Source organism: Rhizobium anhuiense (assembly GCF_003985145.1).
In the GTDB taxonomy this organism is placed as follows: Bacteria; Pseudomonadota; Alphaproteobacteria; order Rhizobiales; family Rhizobiaceae; genus Rhizobium; species Rhizobium anhuiense.
This window is the reverse complement of record NZ_ML133523.1, coordinates 182,253-197,117: the sequence shown is the minus strand read 5'-3', so window position 1 is coordinate 197,117 and position 14,865 is coordinate 182,253. Positions and strand designations below refer to the sequence as shown.

The following is a 14,865-nucleotide window of genomic DNA, read 5'->3' as shown; positions in this document are numbered from 1 at the left end:
AAGCTGCGAGATTTGAATCCAGGGGGATGTCGACCAAGTCGGCGCCGCTCTCCGGCCGTATGCGCCATTGGCTAAGGCTTGCGGATTTGCCACACGGCCCACCTCTTGCTCCGTCGTCCTCGGGCTTGACCCGAGGATCTACGTTGGTCTCCATTGGCAGCGGGCATAGATCCTCGGGTCAAGCCCTGGGATGTCAATCAGCATCCAAAATTCACCCCTTATCGGCGTCCAATTTTGACCCCCTGATGATGTCGATCAGCGCTTGGCCTGCCCGGCGCTGGCCGGGGTTGCAGAGGGTAGGCCAAGTGCGGGTTATGTCTTTCTTCGGCTTTAGCTTTGAGAGCGGTTCTTGAAGCGCCAGGACTCGTTTCCGGTTTCGACAATCTCGCAATGATGGGTCAGACGGTCCAGAAATGCTGTCGTCATTTTGGCGTCGCCGAACACCGTCGGCCATTCGCCGAACGCCAGGTTCGTGGTGACGATAATCGACGTGCGCTCGTAGAGCCTGCTGATCAGATGGAACAGGAGCTGACCGCTTGCCTGGGCAAATGGCAGATAGCCGAGTTCGTCAAGGATGATGAAGTCGAGACGGTTGAGATAGTCGGCCGTCCACCCTTGCTTGCCGCTGCGCGTTTCCGTTTCCAATCGATTGACCAGACCGACGACGTTGAAGAAGCGGCCGCGCATTCCGTTGCGGATGAGAGCACGGGCAATCGCGATGGCCAGATGGCTCTTCCCGGTTCCCGTGCCGCCGACGAGAACGACATTGCGTTGATCGGCGACGAAGGTGCCGGAGGCCAGCTCCCGCACCAGGGATTCATTGACGGGCGTATCGGCGAAGTCGAAGTCGTCGATGTCCTTGGCGAGCGGCAGCTTGGCGATGCTGAGCTGGTAGCGAATGGGGCGTGCCTGCTTCTCGGCGATCTCCGATTGCAAGAGATCGCCGACGATGCGCGGCGGTTCGTGCTGCCGTTTGATGCCGTTGCCCATGATCTCGTCGTAGGCGCTGCGCATTCCATAGAGCTTCAGCGTGCTCATGAGTTCAAGCACTTGCGTGCGTTCCATCCGCTTGCCCTCCTGAGGCTGTCATAGCGTGCGCAATCGGCGACCGGTTCATGGCTCAGACGCAGCGCATCCGGGGTTTGCAGAGTTGCGGCCGGAGCCGGATCACGGCTGCGGGCCAGAATGTTGATGATCACCGAGGCTGAACAGACGCCGTGATCCAAAGCCTCCTGGCAGGCATCATCGACAGCCGCTAACCCATCGGTGGGAACACAGCCGAGGATGGTAACCATTTGCCGATCACCATCATGGACGCTCTTCAGCCGCCGGCGCACTTTCTCCATCGCTGCGCGTAAGACCCATTCCCGGAACGGAGCACCATTGCGCAAAGCACCGGGTTTGCGAGCCAGAACGGGGACACAATGCCAGGGATCGTAGATCGTCTCGCCACGGCCAAAGCAACGAGGATGCTCACCGACGTTCACGCCGTCCTGCCTGATGGCGATCTTCTCGGCATAGGCGTGAACCTCAACAGGGCGGCCGACCGCAGTCGAGAGGGCGGAGTATTTGTTGATGTCGAAGCGGACTGTGCAGGTCTTTGACACCGAGGCGGGAACGCAGTGGAAGCCATCGAACGGTCCAACGTAATGCACCAGGCTGCCGCGCTCCTCCTCGAACATCTGCCAGATCATCCGCTCGGTCTGCTCGGGATGGCGGCGTGCCTTGGGCGTAGGCGATGCATTTGTCGAGCAGCCAGACGTTCAGCTCCTCCAGGCTTTTGACCCGTAGGCGTGGAGTGAAGAAGCGCTCGCGCACGAGACCGACCTGGTTCTCGACCTGTCCCTTCTCCCATCCGGATGCGGGCGTGCAGGCAACGGGATGGACCAGATAGTGGCTGCACATCTGCAGGAAGCGGCGATTGTATTGTCGCTCCTTGCCGACGAACACCGCCTCGACCGCAGTCTTCATGTTATCGTAGATGCCGCGCGTGCAGGCGCCACGGAAGAAGGCGAAGGCCTTGTCATGGGCATCGAAGACCATCTCCTGGCTCTCGCGGATATAGGCCCGGACGAACATCATCCGGCTGTGGCAGAGCCGGACATGGGCGACCTTGACGGTCGTCGTCACGCCGTTGATCAGAATGATCTCGTGACTCCAATCGAACTGGTAAGCCTCATCTGGAGCGTAGTAGAGGGGCACATAGGCTTCCGCCGTCACGGCTCCCCGGTTCTTCGCCCAGGTCTTGGAATATCGCCGGATGGCATCATAGCTGCCATCGTAGCCGAGTGCCCGAACCTCCTCGTAAATCCGGATCAGCGTCAGCCGTTCACGCGACGGTTTGCTCTCGTTGGTCGTCAGAAACCGCTCGATCTCGGCCTTCCACGCTCCGATCCTTGGCAGCGGTTGTCGCTCGCGTTCATAGGAAAAATCGGTCTCGTCGGAGCGCAGTATCTTGCGAACCGTGTTGCGCGACACATGGAGTTCCCGGACGATCTTCTTCACCGACCAGCCCTGCACATGGAAGGCCTGTCGAACACGCGCAATCGCATCCACTCGCTTCAACTCCCGCTCCATCCGCCGTCAAAAGCCGGATGGTCAGATGAAATCTGAGGGGGGTCAAATTTGCACGCCGAAACACATGAATGCCCAGAAACCCATCAACTGGCGTCTATTCCAACCCCGCCGGCACGACACCTTTCGTCGGCCAGGTCATCGACCCCGTGCCGTGGAATGCTCTGACAACCGACCTCGGCAACGAAATCACCAACTCGCTGCCGCGTGATGGTTCGGCGCCAATGGTTTCGCCGATCAAGGCGGCCGACGGCTCCGCTGCAGCACCGGGCGAAGGGTTCGCCTCAAATCCGTCGACTGGTATCTATCTCAAGGGGGGCGGCGTTGGCGCATTGGTAGCTAGCGGCGTGGAAATAGCGAACTGGTCTGCGTCCGGCCTCACTGTTACCGGTGCTGTCAGCGGCGGCGTCAAATATGCTACCAAGAACGCCAGCTATACTGCGGTTGCCGCTGATGCGGGGACCGTCCTTCGGTTCACTGCCGCTGCTACTCTCACGCTTACAGCCGCTACCACCTTGGGGGCGGGATGGCCGGTGACTGTCGTTGCCGATGGCGGTGCGGTTACCATTGATCCTGTTGCATCGGAGACTATCAACGGCGCGACGACCCTGATCGTACCGGACGGAACGACGGCTGAGATCGTTTGCGATGGTACTAATTTCTTCACAATCTCGCGAACGCAGACATGGGCGTCGCTCGGGCGACCTTCACGAAGGGCGTCACAGGATATTTCAAGCTGCCGGACGGCCATATCGTCCAGTACGGCACAGGCACTAATCCGGGGCGCGATCATACAGTTACTCTGCCGATTACTCTCCCGACCGCTTTTCGTGCCGCTCTGGTTGTTGCGAACGGGGCGACGATTGGAGGGTCGGGCGTCAGCTCTCTGGCGTTCGCTTGCGACGTCGCAACTCTGTCTAGCTTCAACGTTCGTCCGCGCTTCGTCAACAACGGCGGCTCTGTTGGCGTTGCCACTCAATCCTACTACTGGGCTGCAATAGGATATTGAAAGATGAAATTTGCTGTCTTCGACAATAACGGCTTCCTCGCTGCATTCTATTCGTCCGACATTCACGGCAACAACATTCCGACTGAAGCAATCCAGATCAGGGATGAGCAATGGCAAGAATTCATTGACAATAACGGGCTGCGGAAGTGAGTTCATGGCGATGTAGCTGAGTACGCGCCCCAGCCACCGCTGCCAGTCGCAAGCGCTTCTGCTCGCCAATTCAAGCTGCAACTGTTTGCATTTGGCCTTCTCGATCAGGTCGAAGCCTGGATCGCCACGCAGTCGAAAGCGGTGCAAATTGCCGACGAGTATAGTGGCACTTTCGTCCGGACAGAACCAATGATGGCCGCCGGCTTTGCAGCCATGGGCTTTACCGATCCGCAGATCGACGAGTTCTTCACGGCCGCCGCCGCACTTTAGCGCTTCTCCATCAAGAACCATGTCGGGTCGTCTGCCGGGGAATTGGTATCCCGGTGATAGATGAAGCCGTAATCCACAAGACGGAGATTGGGGTATAGATCCATGATCTCCCCTGCGAAATCGCGCTTCCACAGACGGCCGCTATGGCCGCGATACGATACTTCAGTGGGCTTTGGGTCGTAATATTCGACAACAAGGACATAGCGGCGACTGGATTCATATAGTCGCTTGTAGGCTATCGGCAGCATGCCAGGATTCAAATGGATCAGAACCCCGGCAGTGAATGCCATATCCGTTGGCGCCCAATCGATGGGATCAAACAAGGAAGCATTGGCTGCGGTAATGCCGGGGATGACGTTCAATTGCTCGAAAGCGCGACCGTTGATTTCGATGGCCTGAAACTCGGCGTTTGGAAGGAGATTTCGTAACGCCAGGATGTTCAACCCAATGTTGGCTCCTAACTCCCTGACTGATTGAACTCGATCGGTGTAGCGCAAGATCTTAGCAAACATGGCGGTCTTTGCTGCAACGACCTCCGGCCCTCGATTACGGGAAATATAGTTATCCCCAAATTCGCCGGCCCAAAATTCTTCCTGCTCAGTTTCAAACATCAGTGCTCTCCCACCGCGATGCGCAATTACCGATTGTGGTTAGTGTATCATACCTAAGATATCCAGTGTTAAATCCCGATGTTCTGGAAGGAAGTCCATGAAACTCGTCTCTGATTGGAAACGGGTTCTTCAGCGGAACATTTGTTCGTACTGAACCCATGATAGCGGCCGGATTTGCCGCCATGGGCTTTTCGGAAGAGCAGATCGACGCCCTTTTCGAAGCCGCGCCGAGGCTGTAGCCGTGTGATTTAAAGAAGGAACTTACATTCAATGGAAACCATGGGAATGGCAACCGGCATTGTTAGCACATGGCGGGACTTTGCCAGTCGATTGCATGAAGAAAGCGGACAGTCGGCGCATCTCCTATGGCTGAACTGCTCGATTTGTCAGCGCTTCGCCCTGAACCGATCTCGGCAAGGCTTCTCGATTAGGAAGTACGTTGCGTAGGATATGCCCAACGTCAGCGCGATGAACGCAACAAACTCGATCGGCAGAAGGATTTTGGGAGCATGTTCAAAAACCTTCTGCACTGAGAAATAAGCGATCCAGTGTGTCAGGTAGATCGAATAACTCAGTTCTCCACCTAGAACCGACCAACGCACCAACCGCGGGGGGACAATAGAGTTAAACGCCAGGGTGACCGTGATGAAAGATATGCCGGTCAACAGAACGTACGACACGCTTGAACGGAACATGTCGAAGGGGATAACGGAGCTGTAGGCGCAGATGATCAAGAACCCGACCATCGCCCCGGCAAAGTTCGCGATGCTTGCTCTTAGTTTGATGCGGTGCGCGAGTATGCCGAGCGCAAAAAAGGGAGCGAAAGTTAAGGGTACCGTGTAGTAAACCCAACGCGTTATGACCCCAGCTGCCTCTCCTGGCAACAAAGAGAGGTTGACTTGCTGAGCGACAATTGCCGCGATGGTGACAACCACGACAGCTCGCAAGCTTACACTTGCGAGCATCAGCGCCAAGACTGGGAAAGCTATGTAAAATACGATCTCGATCCCCAGAGACCAAGCCCCGGTCGATGCCGAAAGATGTCCCGGAAGCCCAAGGCTAAAAACCCCCGATCCCGTCAGAACTGCTTTCGCCAACACTCCCTCATTGTTGTAGTTCCAGGCAGCTATAGCCGACATCACCAACAGCAAGGGAAGAATGCGAGCGGCCCTGTTCTGGAAAAAATCCAGCAGATCACCACGCGCGATATTCGTCGAGAAGGTCTGACCGTAGACCATGAACATGGTCAGCGCCGACAGAATGAAAAAGATGTAAACGCCGAACGTTCCAACGCTTGTCAGCACGAGGCCCTTCCAGGCTATGAAATGATAGACCGCAATAGATGTCGCGCAGATCCCCCTGATGGAGTCCAAGCCGATATTCCGCCCTCTCTGAGCAATCGAAGGGTCAAACCTCCTAGAAGTTTGGGAATGCCCGGCGACGACGTCCGGTCCCTCGTCCAAATCCATGGAGTCGTCGGCAAATTTGCCGTCCTGCGTAGAAAGCACGCGAAACCCATCCTTCAAATCAGCGGTTATCGATGGCGATGGCTGTCATACGCGGCACGGCCGCGCCTTGACGGGCTAGAACGTGGTTTCCTGGACTAGCCACCAGACGGGAAGAAATGCCAGCGAGATAGCAGCCAGCCAGACCGAGGCGAACTTGATCAGATACAGTCGTCTCGCTTTGGCTTCGTTCCACTCGTAGTACATCGCCAACTCCCAAATTTAGGCTGCGTTACTGAAACACCGCTCCAGCGATGAGTCGAGTGCGGAACTGCAACACTTGGCAACGGCTCGCTTCGGTGGGCGTATTTCTTTTCCATCACGATCTGGAGCTTCCCATGCAACTCGTCTCCGACTGGAAGCGGGTGCTTCGCCATGCCCGCTCCGTCCAGCTGTGGATGACGGCATCGCTGATCATCCTTATCGAGCCCTTCGTCGGCCTCCTCGTCGATCTTTCCGACGACTGGAGCATCTCCGTCCGTTTTGCCCTCCGGTTCCTCTCGGGGATTTTCGGCCTTCTCGGCATCTGGGCTCGGGTCACCAAGCAAAAGGAATTCGAAGATGGCAAATAGGCTCAAGAAGGGCAGCGCCGCTGCTGCAATGGCCGTGGCGCTGGTGGGGTCATTCGAAGGCCTTCGCCAGAACGCCTATCCGGATCCTGCCACCCAAGGGCCGCCATGGACTATCTGCTACGGCAGCACAAACGGGGTGAAGCCGCGCGACCGTAAAACCGTTGAGCAGTGCAAGGCTCTTCTCTCAGTCGAACTCCAAAGCTACGCCGCTGGGATTGAGACCTGCGTCAAGGTTCCGCTCCCCGATGCCCGCTTCGTGGCGCTGACCTCGTTTGCCTATAATGTCGGCGTCAAGGCCGCGTGCGGCTCCAGCGTCGTCAAACTCAACCAAGGCAAAACCGCCGAAGGCTGCGAAGCCCTCCTGAAGTGGAACCGCGCCGCCGGCATCGTCTTTCCGGGCCTTGTCAGGCGCCGGCAGAAGGAGCGCGCCTTCTGCCTCGAGGGCATCTGATGTTCTCTATCCTCGACGCAGTCAAAATGGGCGCCGGCATCGCCGCCGGCCTGATGCTCTATCACCTTTATGCCGTCTCGATCGGCTATCCCTCGGCGGTTCGCGAGGCGCGCGCCGGTTATGTAATCCTGGCCGAGAGGACCTCAGCCGACGCCAGGGCGGCTGAGATGGAGCGCCAGCGCAATGCGGCGTCGCTCGCCAGCGAAGAGCACCGCAAGCGCCTTCTGGCCGCGGAGGTGGCCGAGCAGGCGGCCAGAGAAACACTCGAAACCGAGATCCAATCCAATGAGCTTCAGCGGGAAAAGAACCGCGCTTGCGCTGTCACTGCTGCTGATCGTCAGTGGCTACTCCGCCACTGAGCGCTTGCGCAAGGCGGCGGTGGTGAAGGGGCAGGCGGTGGCCGGCGTAGCGCTGCCGTCTTTGCCCGACGATCTGCGCAGACAGGAGGCGCATGCGCCCGTCGTGGAAGGCGAGCCCGTCATCGCCATCCTCGCCCGCGAGCGGCAGGCGCTCGACCGCGCCAACGCCCGCCAGGGGCGCACCGTTCAATTCTACGATGACATCACCACCAGATATGCGCTACCAAAGCGAACGAACTGATTATTAGGGGTTGAGTGACTTAAGCCCGCGTTGCGGGTTTCCTGGGGTTGATATGCGTGCATTAACTGATCCTTTGACGAGTGCCGCGGTTGCTTTAGCTGGGGCGACAATCCTGTCCACCGCATGGATGAGCTCTATCGCCTACGGCCCAATGCCGTTCTGGGATGCGTGGGAGGTTGCCAGTCTAAGCAGATCTTGGGGCAAGCTTTGGTCATTGCACAATGAGCATATGATCACTTTCCCGCGCCTGCTCTACGGGCTGGACACCGTTATAGCGAACGGGACAGGGAAACTGAGCATACTATTTATATGGGTATTTCAGCTCACTTCGGCGATCCTGATTGCCCGTATGGCTCGCCTTCAAATGTGGGTAGCGATGCCTATCGTAATTTCTCTGATGTTTTGGGGTAGGCATCTGGAAAATCTGAGTTGGTCGTTCCAGGTCGGCTTCATTGGTCTGTGTTTTGTTGCGGTTCTCACCATGTGGCTGTTGCAGCGGACTTCAACGGGTGCGGCCAGTCTAGCTTTGGCGGTAGGGGGAACGGCGGCCTTTTGGTCCCTCAACGGCTTCCTTGTTCCCGTTATCGCGGCGGCCCATTGCATACTGAACAAACGCTATGCGATGGCTGCGGCATTCATCTCGGCACTTATAATTTCTCTGGTCGTATATGTTGTATCTGGATTTGGTTCGGCGCCTGGTGCGGCGGTCCAATTGCCCAAGTTAACGCATATCGTCGCCGTCGGGCTTGACATTATGGGCAGGCCGTTCGGAGAGTTAATTTTACGCCGCAAAGCTTTCGAAGGTGTGGCAGAGGGCTTAGGATCGTTGATTGGCGCGCTGATCGTCGGAGCGCTGATCGGTCTTTTGATCGAATTGTGGCGGTCGCCCTCCCCAAGGCGCGCAGCCCTGATTGGTGTGTCCCTATTTGGCTTCGGTTCTTGTTTCATGGCGGCTGTCGGCCGGGCAGAGAACTTTACAGCCCCCGCAAATCGATACGCCGTATTCGCTGTTCTTGGTGCGCTTCCCGTATTACTCATGTGGCTTGAGAAGGTAGAACACAGACGGCTCTTCACCTCATTGGCCGCTGTAGTCGTCTGCGGACTCTTCGCTATGAATGCGGCAACGTGGTACCGTTTCGCGGTTAAACGCGGCACGATTGAAAGAGATGCGATTGCGGCAATCAAAGCCTCACCCGACAATCCCGAAAGCTACAGGTTGCTCTACCCATCGCCGGAAGCCATTCGAGAGCAAATAGCCTACATGCGTGAGAACGGTCTGGGGATATTCTGACTGCTGTTGTGCGACCGATGAATGCGCTTCTAATAGCTGTCACCTAAGCGAGGCACGCCGCCGGTATCGAGCTTTGCGTCAAGGTTCCGCTGCCGGATGCGCGCTTCGTGGCGCCGACCTCTTTTGCCTATAATGTCGGCGTCAAGGCCGCGTGCGGCTCCAGCGTCGTCAAACTCATCAACCAAGGCAAAACCGCCGAAGGCTGCGAAGCCCTCCTGAAGTGGAACCGCGCGGCCGGCATCGTCTTTCCGGGCCTTGTCAGGCGCCGGCAGAAAGAACGCGCCTTCTGCCTCGAGGGCATCTGATGTTCTCTATCCTCGACACGCTCAAGATGGGCGCCGGCATCGCCGCCGGCCTGATGCTCTATCACCTCTATGCCGTTGCGATCGGCTATCCCTCGGCGGTTCGCGAGGCGCGCGCCGGCTATGTGCTGCTGGCCGAGAAGGCTGCTGCCGATGCGAGGGCCGCCGAGATGGAGCGCCAGCGCAATGCGGCGTCGCTCGCCAGCGAAGAGCACTGCAAGCGCCTGGCGGCCACCGAACGCGCCGAGCAGTCCGCCAGAGACACACTCGAAACCGAGATCCAATCCTATGAGCTTCAGCGGGAAAAGAACCACGCTTGCGCTGTCACTGCTGCTGATCGTCAGTGGCTGCTCCACCACTGAGCGCGTGAACAGGGCAGCGGTGATGAAGGGGCAGGCGGCGGCCGGCATTGCGCTGCCGTCTTTGCCCGACGATCTGCGCAGACAGGAGGCGCATGCGCCCGTCGTGGAAGGCGAGCCCGTCATCGCCATCCTCGCCCGCGAGCGGCAAGCGCTCAACCGCGCCAACGCCCGCCAGGGGCGCACCATCCAGTTCTATGACGACCTCACCAGCAGATATGGAACACGCCCATGATGAACGCCATCTCGCTTGCCCTGACGAATCCGATGCTGAGCGGCGGCGGGGCCGGAGATTCCGATCGCTACATGTTCTTTGCGACCCGCAACCGCATGCCGTCGGGCACGATCGTCACCGCGGCATCCGGCACGAATTATGTATGCAGCAAAATCGTCGTCAACACGCCGCAGTATAAGACCAGAACATTCCGCTTCCACCTCTCGGGCTTCGCCTCGACGGAAGGCGGCAACGCGCCGCAGGAAACGGTCGTCACCGGCACGATCGGCGCGCCCGGCAATTCCGTGGTGGCGGATGCGATGTTCATCAGAGCCGCCGGCATCTTCTACCAATGCACCTTCGCCGGCCTGAACACGGTGACGGTGGCCGACCAGACAAACGGCGCCTGGACGGATGAACTGACCATTCCCGATGTCGATCCGGAAAGCGAAATCGAGATCTGGCTGTTTTATCACACCGCCGTCGGCGACAAGATCTGGCCGGTCTACCGCTTCCAGAAACATCGCGGCGAGCGCGTCTGGGGCGCCGGCGATCTCGCCACTCTCCTGGCCTTCAAGGACACGCCGCTCGCCGACAGCACGGCAGCGCTCGACACCAACTACGCCACTCAGACACAGCCGCAATATTATGGCCCGGACTTCATGGTCGCCAAGGGCGATTGGGATGGAAGGCCGGTCGCTCTTGCTGTCGTCGACAGCCTGGGTGAAGCGCGCCAGCAGTTTTCCGCAGCGGCCGACGCGCGCGGCAATCTCGGCTGGTTTCGCCGCTGGCTCGACAAGGACGGCGGCATCGGCCGCATTCCGCATCTGATGATCGGTATGCCGGGGAACGGTTCCGTGCGCGAGCTCACCGGCACCGGTTCTGCGATCGCCACCCGGCGCTGGGCCATTCTCGATGAGATCACCGCCTTCAACAACAATAAGAAGCCGTTCACCGTCATCGCCAACCAGATGGGGCAGAACGACACGGCCGCGACCTACACTGTTTACTTCAACACCAACTATCGAAGCCTGGTCACCAGGCTTCGGGCGCGTTATTCCGGCGTCAAGATCGTCGCCTTCCCGCCGCTCGGCCGCACGGCTTCCACCCGCACAGTCACCCTGACATCGGTCGGTACCGTCGTCACCGCAACGATCGCCTCCGGCATCAACGGATTGGTGACGGGGCAGACGGTTTCGATCTCCGGCGCCACGCAGACAGAATATAACGGCAATGTGGTCATCACGGTCACCGGGCCGAACAGTTTCACCTACAATTTCGCGGGATCTGCGACCACGCCGGCAACAGGCACGATCAGCGCCAACGACCTCTATCTCCGGGCGGAGTATCAAAGCTTTTCAACCAACAACACCTGGCCGGCGGATGGCACGGATGCTTCCGGCAAATGGCGCCTTCGTAACGACATTCTTGCGAAAACGAATGCTTGCTGCGACGAGTCGATCGACACCTACGCGGCATGGGTTTCCGGCTTCCGGGATGGCGTCTGGCCGGGCATGCTGGAGCTGCCGAGCACCGTGGTGACGGTGCAGTCGGGAACGGACGGGGTTGCGACCTACACGACGATCGAAGTGGCGGATGCCAGCATTTTCGCGCCGGAGCAGGAGATCAACACCTATGCCGGGCCGGATGGCATTGCACGCCTGTCGACCACCTTGATCGCCAGCATCTCCGGCAATACGATTACCATCTCGATCCCGCGCGCCACGGTGCTACCGGTCGGCTCCATCGTGCGCCCGAGCGTCACGCCGGATGGCGTTCATCCCTACGGCGCTGTGATCGACCGTGTCGCCAATGGCATTCCCCAGTCCGAAAAGTTGAAATTTTATCCCTAGGTGAGCACCGAGAGCGATGACATCCAATGACGATATCCTCCGCGCGCTCGGGCGTGTCGAGGGCAGGCTGACAGGCATCGAGGACAATGTCGCGCTTCTGCGCAGGGAGGTCAGCGACGAAAAGACCAACGCGCACGACAGCCGCGCCGTGATCCACGCGCGGCTCGATGAGCAAGCCAGACAGATCGCCCATCTCGATACCAGCGTGGCGATCAGCGGCGGCGCGGATGCGCAGATCCGCCAGGAGATCAGGAGCCTCAAAGAGACCGTCGAGAAGAACCAGGAGATGGTCGCGCCGGCGCTTGAAGACTGGAAACGGATGAAATCGATCGGCTATGGCATCTCCGGGCTGATCGCCTTTGCCGGCCTGACGATCGGTGGCATTATTGCCTATGTGAGCGATGGCGCGGTGGCGGCGTTGCGACATTGGTTGAAGATCAATTGAGTTGAGGGCGCCGATTGTCCGCGGCTTCGAACCTCCATCGCACTCGCAGCATGCCTCAATCAGCCGTTTTTTGATCGGCGGAGCTACGTTGCCAAATCCAACCAACCAAACCCTAAATTTTAGGCATCGCTAACGAACAAATCGGCCGCCTGTTGGTTCTCCTCTCAGGAGGAAACGGTCATGAAAACCATGAGCAATCGCCAAGTTCGCATTCCCGGCCCGCGAGAGCACGATGTTGCCGAGCATTGCCGCAAGTTTGGGATCGGCCCGGCGGAGGAGAAGAAGCTGAAGAAACTTCTCGGGTCTCGGGCGCCGCTCCATGAAATCCAGGCCAATGCTCCGCCACGGCAGCCAAGGTGGCGTTAGAGAATTTCGGGAAAACTGCGAAGCGGTTTCCGTCGGGAAGTGCGTAAAACAAAGTTTGGAGCGGTTCAGCTTTCATCAAGGCTGAGCCGCTTTAACGTGAGAAGGGGACGGCACATCTGATTGTTTCACGCGGCATTACAGCAATGATTCAAAGATTGAGCGGAACAGAGCAGTGCCGCAAACGCTCGCGAAAGAGGTATTGTTGCCTGGGTTTGAAATGGGCGATCTTGCTTGCACATGAGCCGGTTGTTCGGCTCGTTCCGCTTCGCTCCGCTGAAAGCCCCACTCCGGCGGGGTTTTTGTTGGCGCGGGATGTGGCCGTCGATTTTCGCCCGGCCGGAGCCTGTCCGTATGACGGCTGCCGTCTTGCCCGGACAGGTTGTCTATTATCCCTCTGTCGGTTTTCCCGGGGGGTGTGGTGTCGGATCTCTGCCGGGAACTTCCACCAATATCGGGGGTTTTGCCCGCGGATCGCGCGGTAGGTTTCGTCTCCTGTACCCACTGCTACCCCTGCAGTTGCTGCGCGGTCCACTGATATCAACGGGATGACGGATGAGGCTTTGCATCTCGGCGATCGCCAGCGGGCGAAGCCGTCTGTCGTTCGTCATCGGCGTCTGGAGATTCAGCCCTTCGAAGACGCAGGTGTGTGTGTTTGTGTCGACGTCCGCATGTGAAATGGCTCACGACGGCACAGCTGCGCGGGGGTCGCCTATCAGTGCCGCAGTTGGCGCGACAGCATCAGGATGTAATCGTCGGCGATATCGGCAACCACCATGGCGGCTTCCGCGGCCGTGTATCCCCTGCCGACGGCGTCGCTGACGATCTTCATGACGGCGGGTTCAAGTGCTTCCCGGCAGTCGGAAAGGCTTTCGGCATGCGGGCATTTGGCACGAAATTCCAATACGTTGTTCATGGCATACCCTCCATTTGATGTTGCTGCGCCCTATGCGTCAGTTGCCCGATCCCCGGAAGAACCAAGCCTTGGTCCCGGTGGAGCGTCGCTCGCGGGGACCAGAATGACTATCGTAAGAATACGATGGCATAGGCCGCCACGTATTCAAGCGCGCGCTGATATTAAGGTAAGCCAGTAGGGTTAATTCGTCCGCTGATGTTGCATCGTGGCATCGGAGGCTGCCGCAGGCCGGATTGCGATAAGAGGCGGCGCCTCCGAGGTTGTCTTCGGTCAGACGCTGATGCGGCGGCCGGCCTTGTCTGCTTCTTTGCGATTGGCGCCGTGTTTTTCGATGATGGTCCTGGCATCCTCGTTGGAAATGCGGTGTTTTTTCGCGAAGTAGATGACATCGTAGGGGCCGTCAGTCGTAGCCGCTTTGGCGGGCTGGACCTTATTCGCTTTGTCATTGGTCATGATTTTTCCTTCCTTGGAAATGTTGGGCTGGCCATCAGTCCATGTCGGCGCAGACCAGCACCTATCGTCTCCGGATCGGGGATCGGAGAACCGGCAATCTCAACTCGGTGTCCGTCGAAGACTTGGCTTCGTCCGCCCTATCGATGCGCCCGGGCCGTCATATGTTTTTCCCAGATCTGCGTCGCCTGCGCTGCCGTGCCGGTCTTGTGGAAGCGCAGCAGGTGCAGTCCTTCCGCCCGTCGTTTCTCGTTGAAGGCGCTGTTTTCGTAGTCGGTGCCTTCGACAATGCTCTCGCTTTGAAGAACGGCCTTCAATTCCTGCACATAGTGTCCGGTGATGTTGAAAAGCGCTTCATTCTCGGGTGCGTCTGTCATCGTTTTCCCTATGGGTGGTCGCGTGGCATTCAACGCGGTGCCGGTTCAGCAGGCCACGTCGGTAAGATGCATCAAGCAATCCGCGCCCCTATGGGAAAGGCTGGTATCGGACAGCGTTTAGCTGGGGTGTCTGTCTGGAGTTCCATATATCATGCAGCAGCGCCGCCTTACGAATCAAGGATCAAGGCGCGGCGGGTCTGAACGGCCGCATGTTAAACCACTTGCCGCCCCGATACCATCTCAATCGGAATGCCGAAGGATATCGGGGAGAGAGCCGTCTTCAGGCACAACGGCGTGTCTGTCCGTCATTGGTCGTTCCGGTGCCTACCAGAAGACGCCCTTGAAAACGATATAAACGATAAAGGCCAGGCTGATTGCCGGCGTCAATTTCACCAGAAAGTCGAGATATCTGAACTTGCCGATATGCCGGGCCAGGCTTTTCCAGGAATGAATGTTTACCGTGGAAGGCATCATGCCCTCCCTTGGTTGGGGCTGGGGAACTCTGACGACCCCTGGTGGCAGCGCCCGTTCACAAACTGCCGCCATAGCAGAT

General features: G+C 58.5%; 18 protein-coding genes and 4 pseudogenes. 14 read left to right on the top strand and 8 right to left on the bottom strand.

The genetic code is table 11. The annotated features are described in order from the left end of the window. Nucleotides 1-330 precede the first annotated feature (330 nt). Together istB and istA are read right to left on the bottom strand one after the other, a co-directional pair. The gene (istB, locus tag EEQ99_RS11475; protein ID WP_047614110.1) at nucleotides 331-1,065 is read right to left on the bottom strand and encodes an IS21-like element helper ATPase IstB; all 735 of its coding nucleotides are present in this window, start codon (nucleotides 1,063-1,065) and stop codon (nucleotides 331-333) included. Next, nucleotides 1,035-2,565: pseudogene (gene istA, locus EEQ99_RS11470) on the bottom strand (IS21 family transposase). The gene istB and the pseudogene istA overlap by 31 nt, the downstream one beginning before the upstream one ends. A gap of 80 nt (nucleotides 2,566-2,645) precedes the next feature. Here istA and EEQ99_RS35120 point away from each other — a divergent pair. The 3 genes and pseudogenes from EEQ99_RS35120 to EEQ99_RS35600 form a co-directional block, all read left to right on the top strand. After that, nucleotides 2,646-3,242: pseudogene (locus tag EEQ99_RS35120) on the top strand (hypothetical protein); the annotation flags it as partial. A gap of 344 nt (nucleotides 3,243-3,586) precedes the next feature. Further along, the gene (locus EEQ99_RS35115; RefSeq protein WP_244604794.1) at nucleotides 3,587-3,733 is read left to right on the top strand and encodes a hypothetical protein; all 147 of its coding nucleotides are present in this window, start codon (nucleotides 3,587-3,589) and stop codon (nucleotides 3,731-3,733) included. A 33-nt stretch (nucleotides 3,734-3,766) separates the two neighbouring features. Next, nucleotides 3,767-4,003: pseudogene (locus EEQ99_RS35600) on the top strand (hypothetical protein); the annotation flags it as partial. On the opposite strand, the gene EEQ99_RS11460 reads toward EEQ99_RS35600, so the two are convergent. Together EEQ99_RS11460 and EEQ99_RS11455 are read right to left on the bottom strand one after the other, a co-directional pair. Beyond that, nucleotides 4,000-4,614, bottom strand: a complete 615-nt coding sequence (locus EEQ99_RS11460) for a pseudaminic acid biosynthesis-associated methylase (protein WP_047614120.1) — start codon at nucleotides 4,612-4,614, stop codon at nucleotides 4,000-4,002. The pseudogene EEQ99_RS35600 and the gene EEQ99_RS11460 sit on opposite strands and share 4 nt — an antisense overlap. A gap of 386 nt (nucleotides 4,615-5,000) precedes the next feature. Then, nucleotides 5,001-6,122: an acyltransferase family protein gene (locus EEQ99_RS11455; protein WP_127430437.1), complete on the bottom strand. Its 1,122-nt coding sequence runs from the start codon at nucleotides 6,120-6,122 to the stop codon at nucleotides 5,001-5,003. Nucleotides 6,123-6,457: 335 nt separating this feature from the next. Here EEQ99_RS11455 and EEQ99_RS11450 point away from each other — a divergent pair, with 335 nt between their 5' ends. The 11 genes and pseudogenes from EEQ99_RS11450 (at nucleotide 6,458) to EEQ99_RS11400 (ending at nucleotide 12,572) form a co-directional block, all read left to right on the top strand. Then, nucleotides 6,458-6,691 (top strand): DUF7940 domain-containing protein, encoded by a 234-nt coding sequence (locus EEQ99_RS11450; protein ID WP_047614123.1) that lies wholly within the window; start codon nucleotides 6,458-6,460, stop codon nucleotides 6,689-6,691. Further along, nucleotides 6,681-7,142, top strand: a complete 462-nt coding sequence (locus EEQ99_RS11445; RefSeq protein ID WP_047614125.1) for a lysozyme — start codon at nucleotides 6,681-6,683, stop codon at nucleotides 7,140-7,142. Before EEQ99_RS11450 ends, EEQ99_RS11445 begins: the two co-directional genes overlap by 11 nt. Next, complete coding sequence (locus EEQ99_RS11440) at nucleotides 7,142-7,501, top strand: hypothetical protein (RefSeq protein ID WP_127430436.1); 360 nt, start codon at nucleotides 7,142-7,144, stop codon at nucleotides 7,499-7,501. The genes EEQ99_RS11445 and EEQ99_RS11440 overlap by 1 nt, the downstream gene beginning before the upstream one ends. A 19-nt stretch (nucleotides 7,502-7,520) precedes the next feature. Then, nucleotides 7,521-7,742 (top strand): hypothetical protein, encoded by a 222-nt coding sequence (locus EEQ99_RS11435; RefSeq protein WP_127430607.1) that lies wholly within the window; start codon nucleotides 7,521-7,523, stop codon nucleotides 7,740-7,742. A 52-nt stretch (nucleotides 7,743-7,794) separates the two neighbouring features. Further along, entirely contained in the window at nucleotides 7,795-9,033 is a 1,239-nt protein-coding gene (locus EEQ99_RS11430) for a hypothetical protein (protein WP_127430435.1), read from the top strand. Nucleotides 9,034-9,095: 62 nt separating this feature from the next. Then, nucleotides 9,096-9,338, top strand: a pseudogene (locus tag EEQ99_RS11425) (lysozyme); the annotation flags it as partial. Further along, nucleotides 9,338-9,697, top strand: coding sequence for a hypothetical protein (locus EEQ99_RS11420; RefSeq protein WP_127430434.1), 360 nt, complete (start codon nucleotides 9,338-9,340; stop codon nucleotides 9,695-9,697). The pseudogene EEQ99_RS11425 and the gene EEQ99_RS11420, both read left to right, overlap by 1 nt. 19 nt (nucleotides 9,698-9,716) lie before the next feature. Beyond that, a complete protein-coding gene (locus tag EEQ99_RS11415) occupies nucleotides 9,717-9,929 on the top strand; it encodes a hypothetical protein (protein WP_127430606.1) in 213 nt (70 codons plus the stop codon). Next, the gene (locus EEQ99_RS11410) at nucleotides 9,926-11,761 is read left to right on the top strand and encodes a hypothetical protein (protein ID WP_127430433.1); all 1,836 of its coding nucleotides are present in this window, start codon (nucleotides 9,926-9,928) and stop codon (nucleotides 11,759-11,761) included. Before EEQ99_RS11415 ends, EEQ99_RS11410 begins: the two co-directional genes overlap by 4 nt. Nucleotides 11,762-11,777: 16 nt before the next feature. After that, nucleotides 11,778-12,206, top strand: coding sequence for a DUF1515 domain-containing protein (locus EEQ99_RS11405; RefSeq protein WP_127430432.1), 429 nt, complete (start codon nucleotides 11,778-11,780; stop codon nucleotides 12,204-12,206). 180 nt (nucleotides 12,207-12,386) lie between these two features. Beyond that, nucleotides 12,387-12,572 carry a hypothetical protein gene (locus tag EEQ99_RS11400; protein WP_018241117.1) on the top strand — a complete coding sequence of 62 codons (186 nt, stop codon included), beginning with the start codon at nucleotides 12,387-12,389 and terminating at the stop codon, nucleotides 12,570-12,572. A gap of 712 nt (nucleotides 12,573-13,284) precedes the next feature. Here EEQ99_RS11400 and EEQ99_RS11395 read toward each other — a convergent pair. From EEQ99_RS11395 to EEQ99_RS34565, 4 genes are all read right to left on the bottom strand, one after another. Beyond that, nucleotides 13,285-13,485 (bottom strand): hypothetical protein, encoded by a 201-nt coding sequence (locus EEQ99_RS11395; protein ID WP_047614138.1) that lies wholly within the window; start codon nucleotides 13,483-13,485, stop codon nucleotides 13,285-13,287. A 270-nt stretch (nucleotides 13,486-13,755) separates the two neighbouring features. Beyond that, entirely contained in the window at nucleotides 13,756-13,938 is a 183-nt protein-coding gene (locus EEQ99_RS11390; protein WP_047614140.1) for a hypothetical protein, read from the bottom strand. 137 nt (nucleotides 13,939-14,075) lie between these two features. After that, nucleotides 14,076-14,312 carry a hypothetical protein gene (locus EEQ99_RS11385; RefSeq protein ID WP_018241121.1) on the bottom strand — a complete coding sequence of 79 codons (237 nt, stop codon included), beginning with the start codon at nucleotides 14,310-14,312 and terminating at the stop codon, nucleotides 14,076-14,078. 324 nt (nucleotides 14,313-14,636) lie between these two features. Then, nucleotides 14,637-14,783 carry a hypothetical protein gene (locus tag EEQ99_RS34565; protein WP_164735923.1) on the bottom strand — a complete coding sequence of 49 codons (147 nt, stop codon included), beginning with the start codon at nucleotides 14,781-14,783 and terminating at the stop codon, nucleotides 14,637-14,639. Nucleotides 14,784-14,865 lie beyond the last annotated feature (82 nt).